The 16,473-nt window shown below is 64.3% G+C and carries 23 protein-coding genes; 21 read left to right on the top strand and 2 right to left on the bottom strand.

Annotated elements, in window-relative coordinates; all coding sequences use genetic code 11:
- The first annotated feature begins 7 nt into the window (after positions 1–7).
- From ACEN9N_RS23215 to ACEN9N_RS23190, 6 genes are all read left to right on the top strand, one after another.
- On the top strand, positions 8–2,224 hold the full coding sequence (locus ACEN9N_RS23215; RefSeq protein ID WP_495654614.1) for a LamG-like jellyroll fold domain-containing protein: 2,217 nt from the start codon (positions 8–10) through the stop codon (positions 2,222–2,224).
- A gap of 95 nt (positions 2,225–2,319) precedes the next feature.
- On the top strand, positions 2,320–3,642 hold the full coding sequence (locus ACEN9N_RS23210; protein WP_495654613.1) for a hypothetical protein: 1,323 nt from the start codon (positions 2,320–2,322) through the stop codon (positions 3,640–3,642).
- Between the two features lie 193 nt (positions 3,643–3,835).
- Positions 3,836–4,801 (top strand): LysR substrate-binding domain-containing protein, encoded by a 966-nt coding sequence (locus ACEN9N_RS23205; RefSeq protein WP_009124794.1) that lies wholly within the window; start codon positions 3,836–3,838, stop codon positions 4,799–4,801.
- Between the two features lie 140 nt (positions 4,802–4,941).
- The gene (locus ACEN9N_RS23200; RefSeq protein ID WP_009124795.1) at positions 4,942–5,517 is read left to right on the top strand and encodes a Dps family protein; all 576 of its coding nucleotides are present in this window, start codon (positions 4,942–4,944) and stop codon (positions 5,515–5,517) included.
- On the top strand, positions 5,507–6,406 hold the full coding sequence (gene ubiA, locus ACEN9N_RS23195) for a 4-hydroxybenzoate octaprenyltransferase (RefSeq protein ID WP_495654612.1): 900 nt from the start codon (positions 5,507–5,509) through the stop codon (positions 6,404–6,406). Before ACEN9N_RS23200 ends, ubiA begins: the two co-directional genes overlap by 11 nt.
- Before the next feature lie 10 nt (positions 6,407–6,416).
- Complete coding sequence (locus ACEN9N_RS23190) at positions 6,417–6,887, top strand: MaoC/PaaZ C-terminal domain-containing protein (protein WP_413331880.1); 471 nt, start codon at positions 6,417–6,419, stop codon at positions 6,885–6,887.
- A 2-nt stretch (positions 6,888–6,889) separates the two neighbouring features.
- Here the strand turns inward: ACEN9N_RS23190 and proC are convergent, their stop codons facing one another.
- Positions 6,890–7,747, bottom strand: coding sequence for a pyrroline-5-carboxylate reductase (gene proC, locus ACEN9N_RS23185; protein WP_009124798.1), 858 nt, complete (start codon positions 7,745–7,747; stop codon positions 6,890–6,892).
- Positions 7,744–8,895: an esterase-like activity of phytase family protein gene (locus tag ACEN9N_RS23180; RefSeq protein ID WP_495654611.1), complete on the bottom strand. Its 1,152-nt coding sequence runs from the start codon at positions 8,893–8,895 to the stop codon at positions 7,744–7,746. The genes proC and ACEN9N_RS23180 overlap by 4 nt, the downstream gene beginning before the upstream one ends.
- Positions 8,896–9,122: 227 nt before the next feature.
- On the opposite strand from ACEN9N_RS23180, the gene rplN reads away from it, so the two are divergent.
- The 15 genes from rplN to rpsD all read left to right on the top strand — a co-directional run bounded on the left by rplN (position 9,123) and on the right by rpsD (position 16,336).
- Positions 9,123–9,491, top strand: a complete 369-nt coding sequence (rplN, locus tag ACEN9N_RS23175; protein WP_009124801.1) for a 50S ribosomal protein L14 — start codon at positions 9,123–9,125, stop codon at positions 9,489–9,491.
- Positions 9,492–9,504: 13 nt separating this feature from the next.
- Entirely contained in the window at positions 9,505–9,837 is a 333-nt protein-coding gene (rplX, locus tag ACEN9N_RS23170) for a 50S ribosomal protein L24 (protein ID WP_009124803.1), read from the top strand.
- Positions 9,838–9,848: 11 nt separating this feature from the next.
- A complete protein-coding gene (gene rplE, locus ACEN9N_RS23165) occupies positions 9,849–10,388 on the top strand; it encodes a 50S ribosomal protein L5 (RefSeq protein ID WP_009124804.1) in 540 nt (179 codons plus the stop codon).
- A gap of 8 nt (positions 10,389–10,396) precedes the next feature.
- The gene (gene rpsN / locus ACEN9N_RS23160) at positions 10,397–10,702 is read left to right on the top strand and encodes a 30S ribosomal protein S14 (RefSeq protein ID WP_009124806.1); all 306 of its coding nucleotides are present in this window, start codon (positions 10,397–10,399) and stop codon (positions 10,700–10,702) included.
- A 20-nt stretch (positions 10,703–10,722) separates the two neighbouring features.
- Positions 10,723–11,118, top strand: coding sequence for a 30S ribosomal protein S8 (gene rpsH / locus ACEN9N_RS23155; RefSeq protein WP_009124808.1), 396 nt, complete (start codon positions 10,723–10,725; stop codon positions 11,116–11,118).
- Between the two features lie 24 nt (positions 11,119–11,142).
- Positions 11,143–11,676: a 50S ribosomal protein L6 gene (gene rplF / locus ACEN9N_RS23150; protein WP_009124809.1), complete on the top strand. Its 534-nt coding sequence runs from the start codon at positions 11,143–11,145 to the stop codon at positions 11,674–11,676.
- Between the two features lie 14 nt (positions 11,677–11,690).
- Complete coding sequence (gene rplR / locus ACEN9N_RS23145) at positions 11,691–12,056, top strand: 50S ribosomal protein L18 (protein ID WP_042672913.1); 366 nt, start codon at positions 11,691–11,693, stop codon at positions 12,054–12,056.
- A gap of 18 nt (positions 12,057–12,074) precedes the next feature.
- The gene (rpsE, locus tag ACEN9N_RS23140; protein ID WP_009124813.1) at positions 12,075–12,593 is read left to right on the top strand and encodes a 30S ribosomal protein S5; all 519 of its coding nucleotides are present in this window, start codon (positions 12,075–12,077) and stop codon (positions 12,591–12,593) included.
- A gap of 35 nt (positions 12,594–12,628) precedes the next feature.
- Positions 12,629–12,814, top strand: coding sequence for a 50S ribosomal protein L30 (gene rpmD, locus ACEN9N_RS23135; protein ID WP_009124818.1), 186 nt, complete (start codon positions 12,629–12,631; stop codon positions 12,812–12,814).
- Between the two features lie 11 nt (positions 12,815–12,825).
- Entirely contained in the window at positions 12,826–13,257 is a 432-nt protein-coding gene (rplO, locus tag ACEN9N_RS23130) for a 50S ribosomal protein L15 (RefSeq protein WP_009124820.1), read from the top strand.
- Between the two features lie 27 nt (positions 13,258–13,284).
- A complete protein-coding gene (gene secY, locus ACEN9N_RS23125) occupies positions 13,285–14,598 on the top strand; it encodes a preprotein translocase subunit SecY (protein ID WP_009124822.1) in 1,314 nt (437 codons plus the stop codon).
- A 64-nt stretch (positions 14,599–14,662) separates the two neighbouring features.
- A complete protein-coding gene (rpmJ, locus tag ACEN9N_RS23120; protein ID WP_013544106.1) occupies positions 14,663–14,776 on the top strand; it encodes a 50S ribosomal protein L36 in 114 nt (37 codons plus the stop codon).
- Between the two features lie 23 nt (positions 14,777–14,799).
- A complete protein-coding gene (rpsM, locus tag ACEN9N_RS23115) occupies positions 14,800–15,165 on the top strand; it encodes a 30S ribosomal protein S13 (protein WP_013544105.1) in 366 nt (121 codons plus the stop codon).
- Positions 15,166–15,177: 12 nt separating this feature from the next.
- A complete protein-coding gene (gene rpsK, locus ACEN9N_RS23110) occupies positions 15,178–15,582 on the top strand; it encodes a 30S ribosomal protein S11 (RefSeq protein WP_009124825.1) in 405 nt (134 codons plus the stop codon).
- Between the two features lie 130 nt (positions 15,583–15,712).
- Positions 15,713–16,336: a 30S ribosomal protein S4 gene (gene rpsD, locus ACEN9N_RS23105; RefSeq protein WP_009124826.1), complete on the top strand. Its 624-nt coding sequence runs from the start codon at positions 15,713–15,715 to the stop codon at positions 16,334–16,336.
- The last annotated feature ends 137 nt before the right edge of the window (positions 16,337–16,473 follow it).

Raw genomic sequence — 16,473 nt, 5'->3', positions numbered from 1 at the left:
CACATTCATGAGAGATGACAAGAGTGACTTTCTGCTGGATCGACGCACCTTCTTCCTTGGTACGGCGAGTGCGCTGGCACTGGGAACGACGGCCTGCGGCGGAGGAAGCGGGGGCAGCAGCTTCTCGCCCATAGGTGGGGCGGCCGCACAGCAGACGCCGCCGCAGCTGACACCTGCTGCGGTCGCCGGTGTCGATTCCCCCAATACCCCCGAAACCCCTGCGGCCGAGCCGACCACCCCCGAGCCCGCAGTACGCAAGATCGTGCACCCCGGCCTGCTCGTCACTGAAGACGACCTGCAGCGCATCCGCAACAAGCTAGCCGCCAATGCGGAGCCCTGGGTGGGCGGCTTGAACATGATGCTCAAGACGAACAACACGAACCTCGATGCGAAGCCGCGCCCCTTGGCGTTGGTGACGCGGGGTGTGGACGGCGAGAACTATTGGCAGATGATCGGCGACATGGTGCGCGCCCTTCACCTCGCATTGCGCTGGAAGATCTCGAACGACGAGAGCTACGCGAAGAAGGCGGTGGAGTTCCTCAACGCATGGTCTTCGACCTTGACCGAGCTGGGCGGCAACTCGAACGTCTACCTGGCCTCGGGCCTTTACGGCAACCAGTGGGCCAACGCCGCGGAACTAATGCGGACCTATTCCGGCTGGGCGAAGGAAGACGTCGCGCGCTTCCAGGCCATGCTGCTGAACGTGTTCTACCCGAAGGCCCACGACTTCCTGATCAACCACAACGGCACGGAGATCAGGAAGGTCACCCACTACTGGGCCAACTGGGACCTGGCCAACATCTGCGCCGTCTACGCGATCGGTGTGTTCTGCGACCGGCCCGACCTGGTCGCCGAAGCGAGCAACTATTACAAAAGCGGCCGCGGCAACGGCGCGAGCGCCAACAACGTCTACCACGTGCATCCCGGCTATCTGGGGCAATGGCAGGAGAGCCATCGCGACCAGGGCCACTCGACCCTCGGCATCTCGTTGGCCGGCATGTTGTGTCAAATGGCCTGGAACCAGGGCGAGGACCTCTTCGGCTACTGGAACAACCGGCTGCTGGCCGGCGCGGAGTACGTGGCCAAGACGAACCTCGCGGATGCCAATGGCAACGCGCTGTACACGATGCCGTTCGCCCCCTACGAGGGCGTCCACGGATCGGGGACCGCTGCTGCGGGCACGAACAGCCTGCGGCCCAACTGGGACCTCATCTACAGCCACTATGTGAGCCGCAAGGGACTCTCGGCACCCTGGAGTAAGGCGATGCTCGACAAGATCCGGCCCGAGCGCGTCGACGGCGGCGACCAGCCGGGCATCGGCACACTCCTCTATGCGCGCGATCCGGTCCCTGCCGCCAGGCCCAGCGGGCTGAGCGCGTTCCTTAACGATGGAAAGGTGCAGCTGTCGTGGTGGGGCACCGCAGGCGCTTCGCAGTACCTCGTGCAGCGCGCGGCCTCGCCGAACGGTCCCTTCACGACCCTCGCGCCGGTCACCGAGCCGCGCACCTACACCGACGACCCTGGCCAGGGCACCTGGTACTACCGGATTGACGCGGTGACCGACGCCGGGGAGATGACCGGTGCGGATACCTTGCGCGTGGCGGTCCCCGGCGAACTGTGGCTGCACCTGCCGCTCAGCGGCGATGCCAACGATGCCAGCGGCCGCGGCCTGCATGCGCAATTGAAGGGCGGCACGAGCTGGGGCGAAGGACGCAACGGCGGAAGCGCCGTGCAGCTTGACGGCCGCAGCGGCCACGTCCAGCTGCCCGACGGGGCCGTGTCGGGCCTGGGCGATTTCACGATCGCGGTGTGGGTCTATTGGGATACGGCCTCGGTCATCGCGCGCGTTTTCGACTTCGGTTCCAACGACGTGGCCTACATGATCCTGATCCTGCGCGACCAGAACAAACAGCTGCGCTTTTCAGCCTCGCGCAATCAGTTCTGGAAGGAAGAGTCGGTAGCCGGCGGCGAGACGCCCACCGGGCGCTGGGTGCACCTGGCGGTCACGCTGTCGGGCACCGTGGGCACGCTCTACATGGACGGCGCGCAGGTCGCCACCGCGGACGGCATCTGGGTCAATCCCTTCCAGCTGGGCAACACCACCCGGACCTGGCTGGGCCGTTCGCAGTATGGCGGCGATCCGTACTTCAAGGGCCGCATGCAGGACTTCCGCATCTACAGCGGCGCGCAGGACGCGGCCTTCATCGCGGACCTCGCCCGCTGACGGCTGCCGGATAGCCGCGCGGCGCAACCGACAACCGACCCGCGCGCGCGTTCCTGGGCGCGCCGGGGCATTCTTCCACCTAAACAGACTTTCCCATGAACTTTGCTTCTCGACGATGCGCTTGCGCACTGATGACTTCGCTGCTGCTTTTCGGCTGTGGCGGCGGAGGCGGGGGCGGTAGCGGAGCCGGCGTTGCGCTGGTCGGCAGCCCGACAGGTCAGTCCGGCAGCGGCGGTCCATCCAATGCCGGCCAGAGCGGCAGCCAAGGCAGCGGTGGCAGCACGACTGGCGGTGGCGGCACGACTGGCGGTGGTACTCAGACCGGTGGTGGCACTACGGGCAACCCGGGCGGCGACGCTGCACCCGTTGCGGCGTCGGCCGCCCTGGTCGCGAAGCTTGGCAAGCCCTCTCGCGTGCTGGTTGGCTTGGGCGCCACTTCCATCGACGACATGAAGAGCCAGGACATTCACCCTGACATCGTGGAGCGCTATCTGGTGGGCGTCGGCGCGGGGTCGTGGCCCACGTGGAACAGTCCCGATGGGGCCTACGTCACCTTCTCCGCGCAAGCCGCCGAGGCTTATGGTGCGGTTCCCATGTTCACGCTCTACCAGATGACGGCGAACGGCGAGGGCAATCTGAGCGGCATCAGCGATGCGACCTTCATGGACAAGTACTGGGGGCAGGTCCGGCTGATGTACCAGCGCATCGCGGAATGGGGCAAACCTGCCCTGGTCAATGTAGAGCCGGACTTCTGGGGCTTCGCCGCGTCGCAGGCGCCTGGTCGCGATCTGACGAAGATGGCCGCCGCCGTGAGCGGCCAGCCGGAATGCAGCACGCTGCCGAACACCGTCGCGGGTCTCGGCCAGTGCTTCGTGCAGATGGGCCGGAAGGTCGCGCCCAAGGCGCTGCTCGGATTCCCGCCCGCCTTCTGGAGCGGTACGCCTGCGGAGATTGCCGCCCAGATGCGCACGGCCGGGGCGAACCAGGCGGACTTCATCGTCGCCCAGACCAGCGACCGTGACGCGGGCTGCAGGGAAGCCGCATCGCCGCCTGCGGAATGCCAGAACGGAAGCGCTCCGTTCTATTGGGACGCGAGCAACAAGACCAGCCCGAACTTCCACGATTCGCAGAAGCAGTATTCGGACTACCGCGCGGCGCTGGGCAACGGCCTGCCGATGCTGTGGTGGCAGACACCGATGGGCGTGCCTTCCGACACGCCCGGCGGCACCGACCAGCACTACCGCGACAACCACGTCGACTACATGCTGCGCAATACCCAGGAATACGGCGATATGCACACCTTCGGGATCGTCTTCAGCGCAGGAGGCAGCCACCAGACCTCGATCAGCACGGATGGCGGTCAGTTCGCGCGTCTTTCAGCGCAGTACCTCGCGGGAAGCGGTGCTGCCTTGAAGTAGCGGTTTCCCGTCGAAGGGGCCTCTACCGCGCGGTGGTGCCCCATCGACAGGAATGACAGAAGCGGGGGAGGCAAGCAGCAAGGCCAATCCCTTGATCTCGTCGACCATATCCGCTTGAAGGGGACTCGTGATGAGCGCTCCTAAAACCCTATACGGTCGGGTCACAAACCCTTGCGCATAATTGACGCAAGCTATGACTCTCACCGAACTCAAATACATCGTCGCAGTGGCCCGCGAACGGCACTTCGGCAAGGCGGCCGAGGCCTGCTACGTTTCCCAGCCGACCCTGTCGGTCGCCATCAAGAAGCTCGAGGACGAGCTCGAAGTCAAGCTCTTCGAGCGCAGCGCCGGCGAAGTGACCGTCACGCCGCTCGGCGAGCAGATCGTGCAGCAGGCCCAGAGCGTGCTCGACCAGGCGGCCAGCATCAAGGAGATCGCCAAGCGCGGCAAAGACCCGCTGGCCGGTCCGCTGAACCTGGGCGTGATCTACACCATCGGGCCATACCTGCTGCCCGACCTCGTGCGGCAGGTGATCGCGCGCACGCCGCAGATGCCGCTGGTGCTGCAGGAGAACTTCACCGTCAAGCTGCTCGAGATGCTGCGCGCCGGCGAGATCGACTGCGCCATCATGGCCGAGCCCTTTCCCGACACCGGCCTCGCGATGGCGCCGCTGTACGACGAGCCCTTCATGGCGGCTCTGCCCAACAAGCACAAGTTGGCCGACCGCGAATCGATCACCTCGGAAGAGCTGCAGAGCGAGACCATGCTGCTGCTGGGCACCGGCCACTGCTTTCGCGACCACGTGCTGGAGGTGTGCCCGGAGTTCGCGCGCTTCTCCAGCAACGCTGAGGGCATCCGCAAGAGCTTCGAAGGCTCGTCGCTGGAGACCATCAAGCACATGGTGGCCTCGGGCATGGGCGTGACGCTGGTGCCGCGCCTGTCGGTGCCTGCCGATGCACTCAAGCCCAAGCTCAAGGGCCGCAAGGAACTCGAGCAGATGGTGCGCTACCTGCCGGTGCGCGACGCGCAGGACCGCGACCCGCCCACGCGCCGCGTGGTGCTCGCATGGCGGCGCACCTTCACGCGCTACGAGGCGATCGCGGCGCTGCGCAACGCGATCTATGCCTGCGAGCTGCCGGGCGTGAAGCGCCTTTCGTAGCAGCATTTGCGGGGTCGGCCTGCGCGCCGGCCGTTCTGAATCGTTGATCGCTGAGATAGAGTGGCGCTGTTGCGAAGCCGCATGCCGGCTTTCAGAATCGGGGTGTCCACTCCTCCCAATTTGAAGAAAGACTTCCCGCCATGGCCAAAGCCTCGAAGAAATCGTCGTCCGCCTCCTCCGCCGGCAAGGTGCCCAAGAAGGGCGGCACGGTGGTCGCGCAGGAGTCGGGCAGCCGCAATGCGCCGATCATCAACATCGGCATCGAGCGCCAGGACCGCGCCGCCATCGCCGAAGGCCTGAGCCGCGTGCTGGCCGACACCTACACGCTCTACCTCACCACGCACAATTTCCACTGGAACGTGACCGGCCCGCACTTCAACTCGCTGCATGCGATGTTCATGGGCCAGTACACCGAGCTGTGGGGCGCGACCGACGTGCTGGCCGAGCGCATCCGCGCGCTGGGCCACTATGCGCCGGGCTCGTACGCCGAGTTCAGCAAGATCGCCACCGTGCCCGACGTGCCGCAGACCCCGCCCAAGGCGATGGAGATGGTGCGCATCCTGGTGAAGGGCCACGAAACCGTGTCGCGCATCGCGCGCGAATTCATTCCCGTCGCCGAAGAAGCAGGCGACGACCCGACGGCCGACATGCTGACCGCGCGCTGCACGGTGCACGATCAGACGGCCTGGATGCTGCGTTCGCTCCTTGAAGACTGAGTCCGCTCCCCCCACCACCGCGCCCGCGCCTCCTCGCGGGCGTTTTGCGTTGTACCTCGACCTGATCCGCTGGAACCGTCCGGCGGGTTGGCTGCTGCTGCTGTGGCCCACGCTGGGCGCGCTCTGGTTCGCGGCGGGCGGCTGGCCCGGCTGGCACCTGCTGGTGGTATTCACGCTCGGCACCTTCCTCATGCGCAGCGCGGGCTGCTGCGTCAACGACGTGGCCGACCGCGACTTCGACCGCCATGTGAAGCGCACGGCGCAGCGGCCCGTCACCAGCGGCGCGATGTCGGTCAAGGAGGCGCTGGGGCTGGGCGTGGTGCTGGCGCTGGCGGCCTTCGGGCTGGTGCTCACGACCAACCGCACGACGGTGCTGTGGTCGTTCGCGGCATTGGCCATCACGCTGATCTACCCGTTTGCCAAGCGCTTCGTCTCGGTCCCGCAGGCGGTGCTGGGCATTGCCTTCAGCTTCGGCATTCCGATGGCCTTCGCGGCGGTGCAGTCCACCGTGCCGGTCTTCGCCGCGTGGCTGCTGGCGGGCAACCTGTTCTGGGTGCTGGCCTACGACACCGAGTACGCGATGGTCGACCGCGACGACGACCTCAAGATCGGCATGAAGACCTCAGCCATCACCTTCGGCCGCTTCGATGTGGCGGCGGTGATGGCGAGCTACGCGATCTTCCTCGCGGTCTGGACCTGGGCCGGCGCGAGCAACTCGCTGGGCACGCTGTTCTACGCCGGCATCGCCGTGGCCGCGGTGCAGGCGCTGTGGCACTGGCGGCTGATCCGCGAGCGCACGCGCGAGGGCTGCTTCAAGGCCTTCCGCCTGAACCATTGGCTGGGCTTCACGGTGTTCGCCGGCGTCGTGGCCGGCTACGCCGTCCGCTGAGAGTGCCCGCATGCTGGAACAGTTGAAGCGAAAGATCGGCCAGGAGGGCTTCTCCGGATGGCACTTCATCACGCAGGAGATGGTCCAGCGCTATTCGGAGCTGTCGGGCGACGGCGAAGGCGAGTGGATCCATCTCGATCCCGAGCGCGCGGCGCGCGAGGCGGACTACGGCGGCACTATCGTGCAAGGCTTCTTCCAGGTCTCGCACCTGGTCCGGCTGACCGGCGAGGCCATGCGCACGCTGCTGCCCTTCGATTCGAATTACGCGCTGAACTACGGCTTCGACCGCCTGCGCTTCGTGCGGCCGATGCCGGTGGGCGCGCGCTTCCGGGCGCGCGTGCGCATCGTGGACGTGACGCCCAAGCCCGGCGACAGCTTCATGGTGAAGGAGGAGGTGCTGCTCGAGCTGGAAGACGGCACCGTCACGCTGGCCGCCGAGTGGCTGTTCTTCCTCGGGCCCGGCGCGCTGCCGCCGGCCTGAAATCAGCCGCGGCCGAATTCCTCGCCCAGTTCGGCGGCGCGCTTCTGCGCGGCGCGGATCGCGGTCTTGAACTGCGCCTTCACGTCGGCCTGCTGCAGCGAGGTGATGGCCGCGTACGTGGTGCCGCCCTTGGAGGTCACGCGCTCGCGCAGCACCGACGGCGGTTCGGTTGCGCTGTGCGCCAGCGCCGAGGCGCCGGTGAAGGTGCCGATCGCCAGCCGCTGGGCCTGCTCGGGCGTCAGGCCCATCTCGACGCCGGCTTCGGTCATCGCCTCGATGAAATAGAAGACGTACGCCGGACCCGAGCCTGACATGGCGGTCACGGCGTCGAGTGCCGATTCGGCGTCGACCCAGATCAGCTCGCCGGTCGGCGCCAGCAGCTGCCCGACCAGCGAGCGGTCGGCCCCTTCGACGCCGGGTCGGGCGTACAGGCCCGTCATGCCTTTGCCCACGAGTGCCGGCGTGTTGGGCATGGCGCGCACCACGCGCTCCGTTCCGAGCCAGCGGGCGATGCTGTCGGACGGGATGCCCGCGGCCACGCTCAGGTGCAGCGCGTCTTCAGTGAAGCCGCGCACCGGACGGGCTGCTTCGGCAAAGGCCTGGGGCTTGACTGCCCACACCACCACCCCGCAGCGCGACAGCGCCTCGCCCGCGTCGGCCTTCGCGGCGATGCCGAAGGACTGGGCCAGCTTGGTGCGGGCCTCCTCGAAGGGCTCGACCACCTCGAACGCATCCGCCGGGGTGCCTTGCTGGATCAGGCCGCCAATGATGGCGCTGGCCATGTTGCCGCCTCCGATGAAGGCGACGGGGGGCAGCGGCGCGGGGCCGGTGCGGGGCAGGAAGGTCACGGCGATGGTCATGGTCGGTCGGCGTATTCGAAGGCGGCGAACTGGGTGATTTGAAGCCGATTGAAATTGTCGTCGCTCACGACGACCAGCATGCGCTTGCCATCGGGCAGGGGTGGTCCCCAGCACATGCCCTCGGTGTTGTCGAGGCGTGACAGGCCGAGCGCGGCGAAGTCGGCCACCAGGGTCTTGGCCGCCGGCCGGTGGTTGCCCGGCGCCAGTGCGTCGATGGCAAGCACGTCGCTGGCGGCACGGGTGTCGATTTCATACAGGCGCAGCGAATTGCCGGCGCCGGTGGCGTAGGCGCGCTCCAGCACCAGCATGCGGTCCGCATCGAGCATCAGGATCTCGCTCACGCCGTTGTCGGCGTAGCTGCCGGGAATCAGCGGGCGCAGGGGGATGGCGTCGGGAACGTAGGCGATCTGGCGGTCGGCCTGGCCGGTTTCCAGATCGATCCGGGTGAAGCGGCAAGGCCCGCCTGGGGCGCCGGTGGTGGGCTCGGGACCGTCCTGGATCAGGGCGTTTTCCATGCCGAGCCAGGCGAAGCGGCCATCGGGCGTGAGGGCCAGTCCTTCGAGCGTCAGGTTGTCGCGCGGGCCGCGGCGCTGGGCGGGGTCGGGCTTGAACATGGCCGGAAGGGAGAATTCACGCAGAAAGCGGCCGTCGCGAGCCGACTCGTACAGCGCCGGGCCGAAGCCGCGGGCGATGTCGCCCTCGCTGGTCCACAGCAAGGTGTTGGTTGCAGGCCGCAGCCGCAATGCCTCGGGGTCGGGAACCGGAAGTCCCTCGACCGCCCGGCGCCTGTTGGGCCAGGGGCCGCCGCCGGGGCGTTGCAGCTGCACCACGCCGAGGGGCTCGGGGCGCGCGGCTTGCGGCTGGGGCCATCGGGCGATGTAGTAGCGCACAGGCGCGAGGTCCGATCGATCATCGCTGATAAGCAGGTACTCACCTCGGATTGGGTCGTAGTCGATGCCCGAGAGGCCTCCGGCCACGGTGCCCTCTATATCGAAGCGGTGCGCCCAGCGGGCCTCCGCGATGCGCCGCAGCCGGCCGGGGTCCGGGTTCGGCGCGGCACTCTGGCAGCCGGCCAGGCCCAACGCCAGCAGGCCGGCCGCGCCCGCCAGCACGCGCCGACGCTTCGGCTGGGGAAGGTAGGAATTCAAGGCGTCGCGCACCGCCTGGAGTCTAGTACCAGCGCGCGGTGATGTAATGGGGTTGTTGACATCGGCAGTAGTGCGTGCCACAATCGCTGGCTTCGCTTTCAAAAGGCGAAGCTTTCAGCCCAAAGCGGAAGTGCCTCGAGTGGTTCGAGGCATGGACGACGGGCCCAAGACTGACCGCGGTGCCTCCCTCCTGGAGGCACATCGGTACAAGTTGGGAATATCAAGAAATGATCCAAACTGAATCCCGGCTCGAAGTGGCCGACAACACGGGCGCGAAATCCGTCCTGTGTATCAAGGTGCTCGGTGGCTCCAAGCGGCGTTATGCCAGCGTGGGCGACGTCATCAAGGTCAGCATCAAGGAAGCCGCTCCACGTGGTCGCGTCAAGAAGGGCGAGATCTACAGTGCAGTGGTGGTCCGTACCGCCAAGGGCATCCGTCGCGCCGACGGTTCGCTCGTCAAGTTCGACGGCAATGCCGCCGTGCTGCTCAACGCCAAGCTGGAGCCCATCGGCACCCGCATCTTCGGACCGGTCACGCGCGAACTGCGCACCGAGAAGTTCATGAAGATCGTGTCGCTGGCACCCGAAGTTCTGTAAGGACAACAACGCCATGAACAAGATTCGCAAAGGCGACCAGGTCATCGTGTTGGCCGGTCGTGACAAGGGCAAGCGGGGCGTCATCTCGCTGCGCAAGGATGACTCGCACGTCGTCATCGAAGGCCTGAACCTCGTCAAGAAGCACACCAAGCCGAACCCGCTCAAGGGTACGACCGGTGGCATCGTCGAGAAGTCCATGCCCATTCACCAATCCAACGTGGCGATCTTCAATGCCGCGACCGGCAAGGCCGATCGCGTGGGCATCAAGATCACCCAGGGTGCCGACGGCAAGCGCGTGGCTGTTCGCGTCTTCAAGTCGAGCGGCGACGAAATCAAGTTCGCCTAAGAGGTACTCACATGGCACGTCTCCAACAACACTATCGCGAAAAGATCGCGAAAGACCTGACGGAAAAGTTCGGCTACAAGTCGCCGATGCAGGTTCCGCGCCTCACCAAGATCACGCTCAACATGGGCGTGGGTGAAGCAGTCGCCGACAAGAAGGTTCTCGACAACGCTGTCGCCGACCTGACCAAGATCGCTGGCCAGAAGCCCGTGGTGACCAAGTCGAAGAAGGCCATTGCCGGCTTCAAGATTCGCGAAATGCAACCGATCGGCTGCATGGTCACGCTGCGCGGCGTTCAGATGTATGAATTCCTGGACCGTTTCGTGACCATCGCGCTGCCGCGCGTTCGTGACTTCCGCGGTATTTCGGGTCGTGCCTTCGACGGTCGTGGCAACTACAACATCGGCGTCAAGGAACAGATCATTTTCCCTGAGATCGAGTACGACAAGGTCGACGCCCTGCGCGGTCTCAATATCAGCATCACGACGACGGCCAAGACCGACGAAGAAGCCAAGGCTCTTCTCGCTGGTTTCCGTTTCCCGTTCAAGAACTGAGGCGAATCATGGCAAAACAATCCCTGATCCAGCGCGAACTCAAGCGCGACAAGCTGGTTGCCAAGTTCGCTGCGAAGCACGCGGAACTGAAGGCGATCTCCAACGACGTGAAGAAGACCGACGAAGAGCGCGCTGCTGCCCGCCTGGGCCTGCAGAAGCTCCCGCGCAACGCGAACCCCACGCGTCAGCGCAACCGTTGCGAAATCACTGGTCGCCCCCGTGGCACCTTCCGTCAATTCGGTCTGGCTCGCGCCAAGATCCGTGAACTGGCCTTCGCTGGCGACATCCCCGGTGTCACCAAGGCCAGCTGGTAAGCCAGGCAGGAGCAAACAACATGAGCATGAGTGATCCCATTGCCGACCTGCTGACGCGTATCCGTAACGCGCAGATGGTGGCGAAGCCCACCGTGTCGGTCCCGTCTTCCAAGGTGAAGGTCGCGATCGCACAAGTCCTGAAGGACGAAGGCTACATCGACGGCTTCCAGGTCAAGACCGAAGCCGGCAAGAGCGAACTTGAAATTGTTCTGAAGTACTACGCTGGCCGTCCGGTCATCGAGCGCATCGAGCGCGTGAGTCGCCCCGGCCTGCGCGTCTACAAGGCAAGCTCGTCCATTCCGCAAGTCCAGAACGGCCTCGGCGTTGCGATCGTTACGACCCCCCAGGGCGTGATGACCGACCGCAAGGCGCGCGCCACCGGTGTCGGCGGCGAAGTTCTGTGCTACGTCGCCTAACCGAGACATCGAGGAGTCACTGAAATGTCCCGAGTAGGAAAAATGCCGATCACCATCCCCGCTGGCGTGGATGTGTCGATCAAGGAAGACCAGATCAGCGTCAAGGGCACGGGCGGCACGCTCAACCTCGCGCGCAATGCACTGGTCAAGATCGTCAGCAATGACGGCAAGCTGAATTTCGAACCCGCCAACGAATCGCGTGAAGCGAATGCGATGAGCGGCACGATCCGCCAGCTGGTGAACAACATGGTGGTTGGCGTGACCAAGGGCTTCGAGAAGAAGCTCAACCTGGTCGGCGTCGGCTACAAGGCTGCAGCCTCCAACAACAAGTTGAACCTGCAAGTCGGTTACTCGCACCCGGTCAACATCGACATGCCTCAAGGCATCACGGTGGCCACCGCGACCCCGACCGAAATCGTGATCAAGGGTGCTGACCGTCAGCGCGTTGGTCAAATCGCCGCTGAGATCCGCGCTGTTCGTCCGCCTGAGCCTTACAAGGGCAAGGGCATCCGTTATTCGGACGAGAAGATCGTGATCAAAGAGACCAAGAAGAAGTAAGGGGCAGCAAAATGATGTTGACCAAAAAAGCACAGCGTCTTCGCCGCTCGCGCCAGACCCGCATCCGCATCGCGACGCAGGGCGTGGCCCGTCTGACGGTGAACCGCACCAACCTGCACATCTACGCCACCGTCATCTCCGACGACGGCACCAAGGTGATTGCAACCGCATCGACGGCCGAAGCCGAAGTGCGTACCTCGCTCGGCGGTTCGGGCAAGGGCGGCAATGCCGCTGCTGCGACCGCCGTCGGCAAGCGCATCGCTGAAAAGGCGAAGGCTGCCGGCGTCGAGAAGGTCGCCTTCGACCGCGCAGGTTTTGCGTACCACGGCCGCGTCAAGGCGCTGGCCGAGGCGGCTCGCGAAGCCGGTCTGCAGTTCTAACCGGACACGAGATTCAAAATGGCAAAGATTCAAGCAAGAACGCAGAACGAAGGCCCTGAAGACGGTTTGCGCGAGAAGATGATCGCGATCAACCGCGTCACCAAGGTGGTGAAGGGTGGTCGTATCCTCGGTTTCGCAGCACTCACCGTCGTGGGCGACGGCGACGGCCGCGTCGGCATGGGCAAGGGCAAGTCGAAGGAAGTGCCTGCTGCAGTGCAGAAGGCAATGGAAGAAGCCCGTCGCAACCTGTTCAAGGCTCCGATCAAGAACGGCACGCTGCATCACCGCGTGACGGGTCACCATGGCGCCGCTTCGGTCGTCATGATCCCCGCCCCCAAGGGTACTGGCATCATCGCCGGCGGCCCGATGCGCGCCGTGTTCGAAGTCATGGGCATCACCGACATCGTGGCCAAGAGCCATGGTTCGTCGAACCCCTACAACATGGTTCGCGCCACGCTCGACGGGTTGAAGAACTCGACGACCGCGTCCGATGTGGCTGCCAAGCGCGGCCTGACCGTCGAAGAAATCTTCGCCTGAGCGCAAGCTCTCGCAAGGCTGAAGGAAGCATTCAAATGACGACGCAACAACAAACCCTCAAGGTGCAACTGGTCAAGAGCCCGATTGGCACCAAGGAATCGCATCGCGCGACCGTGCGTGGCCTCGGCCTGCGCAAGCTCAACAGCGTGAGCGAGCTGCAGGACACCCCGGCGGTGCGCGGCATGATCAACAAGATCAGTTATCTGGTCAAGGTTCTGTAAGAGAGACTGATATGGAACTCAATGGCATCAAGCCGGCAGCCGGCGCCAAGCACGCGAAGCGTCGCGTCGGCCGCGGTATCGGCTCCGGCATCGGCAAGACCGCAGGCCGCGGTCACAAGGGTCAGAAGTCGCGCGCAGGCGGTTTCCACAAGGTCGGCTTCGAAGGCGGTCAAATGCCGCTGCAGCGTCGCCTGCCGAAGCGTGGCTTCAAGTCGCACCTGCTGAAGTTCAACGCCGAAGTCACGCTGACTGCCCTCGAGCAGCTCGGTCTGGCTGAAGTGGATGTCCTGGCGCTGAAGCAAGCCGGCCTCGTGGGCCAGCTCGCCAAGGTCGTCAAGGTCGTCAAGACCGGTGAACTCACCAAGGCCGTCAAGCTGACGGGCGTGGGCGCAACGGCTGGCGCCAAGGCTGCTATCGAAGCGGCCGGCGGCAGCATCGCCTGATCACCATCGGACTGAAAGAAGTTCTTCGTGGCAACTAACGCGGCAACGATCGCAAAAACAGGCAAGTTCGGCGACCTCCGTCGTCGGCTCGTCTTTTTGCTGCTCGCGCTCGTGGTCTACCGGATTGGCGCGCACATTCCTGTGCCGGGTATCAACCCGGACCAGCTGGCGGCGTTGTTCCAGGGCCAGCAGGGCGGCATTCTGAGCCTGTTCAACATGTTCTCGGGCGGTGCGCTGTCGCGCTTCACCGTGTTCGCGTTGGGGATCATGCCGTACATCTCGGCGTCGATCATCATGCAGCTGATGACCTACGTGCTTCCGACCTTCGAGCAATTGAAGAAGGAAGGCGAGGCCGGCCGCCGCAAGATCACGCAGTACACGCGCTACGGCGCGCTGGGTCTGGCACTGTTCCAGTCGTTCAGCATCGCAGTGGCCCTCGAGTCGTCGGCCGGTCTGGTCATCGCCCCCGGTTTCGGCTTCCGCCTGACCGCCATGGTGAGCCTGACGGCAGGTTCGATGTTCCTGATGTGGCTCGGCGAACAGATCACCGAGCGCGGCCTGGGCAACGGCATCTCGATCCTGATCTTTGCAGGTATCGCGGCCGGTTTGCCCAACGCCATCGGCGGCCTGGCTTCGCTGGTGACGACCGGTGCGATGAATCCGATCATTGCGCTCTTCATCATCGCTGTCGTGGTGCTGGTCACCTACTTCGTGGTGTTCGTGGAACGCGGCCAGCGCAAGATCCTCGTGAACTATGCGCGGCGCCAGGTCGGCAACAAGGTCTATGGCGGCCAATCGTCGCACCTGCCCTTGAAGCTGAACATGGCCGGTGTGATTCCGCCGATCTTCGCTTCGTCGATCATCCTGCTGCCCGCAACGGTGGTTGGCTGGTTCAGCACCGGTGAAGGCGGTTTCCGCTGGATCAAGGACGTTGCCGGCGCACTGCGTCCTGGCGAGCCGATCTACGTGCTGTTGTATGCTGCCGCGATCGTTTTCTTCTGCTTCTTCTACACGGCACTCGTGTTCAACAGCAAGGAAACGGCCGACAACCTGAAGAAGAGTGGTGCATTCATTCCTGGCATTCGCCCGGGTGACCAGACCGCTCGCTATATCGACAAGATTCTGGTTCGCCTGACGTTGGCCGGCGCGGTGTACATCACCTTCGTCTGCCTGCTGCCCGAGTTCCTGATCCTGAAGTACAACGTGCCGTTCTACTTCGGTGGTACCTCCCTGCTGATCATCGTGGTCGTCACGATGGACTTCATGGCCCAGGTGCAAAACTACATGATGTCCCAGCAGTACGAATCGCTGCTGAAGAAGGCGAACTTCAAGACATCGTAGGGCTGTGTTGCAGTATTGAGTCCGGGCGGTAGACCGCCACGTTAAACAGTTTTAGGAGAATGAAATGAGAGTTTCGGCTTCGGTCAAAACCATCTGCCGTAATTGCAAGGTCATCCGCCGTAAAGGTGTGGTGCGTGTGATTTGCACCGACCCGCGCCACAAGCAGCGCCAGGGTTGATTGAAGAGTATTAGAGGACGCACATGGCACGTATTGCTGGCATCAACATTCCGCCGCACAAGCACGCTGAAATCGGCCTGACCGCCATCTTCGGCATCGGTCGCACCCGCGCCCGTCAGATCTGCGAAGCGAGCGGCATCGAATATTCGAAGAAGATCAAGGATCTGACCGACGCCGATCTCGAGAAGATCCGCGACCAGATCGCTCTGTTCACCATCGAAGGCGATCTGCGTCGCGAGACGACGATGAACATCAAGCGTTTGATGGACATCGGCTGCTATCGCGGCTTCCGTCACCGTCGCGGCCTGCCGATGCGCGGCCAGCGCACGCGCACCAATGCCCGCACCCGCAAGGGTCCGCGCAAGGCAGCGCAGTCCCTGAAGAAATAAGGATAGACAAGCATGGCTAAAGCACCTGCAAACAACGCCGCACAGCGCGTTCGCAAGAAGGTTCGCAAGAACGTTGCGGACGGCATCGCCCACGTGCATGCCTCGTTCAACAACACCATCATCACGATCACCGATCGCCAGGGCAACGCCCTGTCGTGGGCTTCGTCGGGTGGCCAGGGCTTCAAGGGCTCGCGCAAGTCGACCCCGTTCGCTGCGCAGGTCGCTTCCGAAGTGGCCGGCCGTGCTGCTGTCGAACAAGGTATCAAGAACCTCGACGTCGAGATCAAGGGCCCGGGCCCCGGTCGCGAATCGTCGGTGCGCGCACTGGCTGCGCTCGGCATCCGGATCAATTCCATTGCCGACGTGACGCCCGTTCCGCACAACGGCTGCCGTCCCCAGAAGCGTCGCCGCATCTGATCGTCAGTCCGCAAGGCGCAGCCGGCTTTGAATAGCGGCTGCGCATTTGTTTTTTATCTAAGCCCACCGCCACTCGCGTTTCGCAAGTGGCTCCCGCAGGCAACTGCGGCAGATACACAAAGGAAGAATCGTGGCACGTTACCTCGGCCCCAAGGCCAAACTTTCCCGCCGTGAAGGCACCGACCTGTTCCTGAAGAGCGCCCGCCGTTCGATCCAGGACAAGGCCAAGTTCGACTCCAAGCCCGGCCAGCACGGTCGCACCTCGGGTCAGCGCACTTCCGACTACGGCCTGCAACTGCGTGAAAAGCAGAAGGTCAAGCGCATGTACGGCGTGCTCGAAAAGCAATTCCGCCGCTACTTCGAAGAAGCCGATCGCCGCCGTGGCAACACCGGCGCCAACCTGCTGTTCATCCTCGAATCGCGCCTGGACAACGTCGTCTACCGCATGGGCTTCGGCTCGACCCGCGCTGAAGCACGCCAGCTCGTGTCGCACAAGGCGATCACGGTGAACGGCCAGTCGGTCAACATCCCGTCGTACCTGGTCAAGACCGGTGACGTGATCGCCGTGCGCGACAAGTCCAAGAAGCAGAACCGCATTGTCGAAGCGCTGCAACTCGCCCAGCAAGTCGGTATCCCGGCTTGGGTCGATGTGAATGCCGACAAGGCCGAAGGCACGTTCAAGAAGGTGCCCGATCGCGACGAATTCGCAGCCGACATCAACGAATCGCTGATCGTCGAACTGTATTCGCGTTGATTTTTTCTACCCGCACCCGCCCTTCGGCGCGTGCGGGAGATTGTTATTGTTGTTCACGTTCCTGCTCCGCGCTTCGTCGCGGATCAGGTGCTTCACCAGCCTTACCGGTGTAACGAGCCGGGGGTATTGAGAGGAAG

Source organism: Variovorax sp. Varisp46 (genome assembly GCF_059491885.1).
Note: the sequence above shows the minus strand (reverse complement) of the source record. Positions and strands in the feature narration are given on the sequence as shown.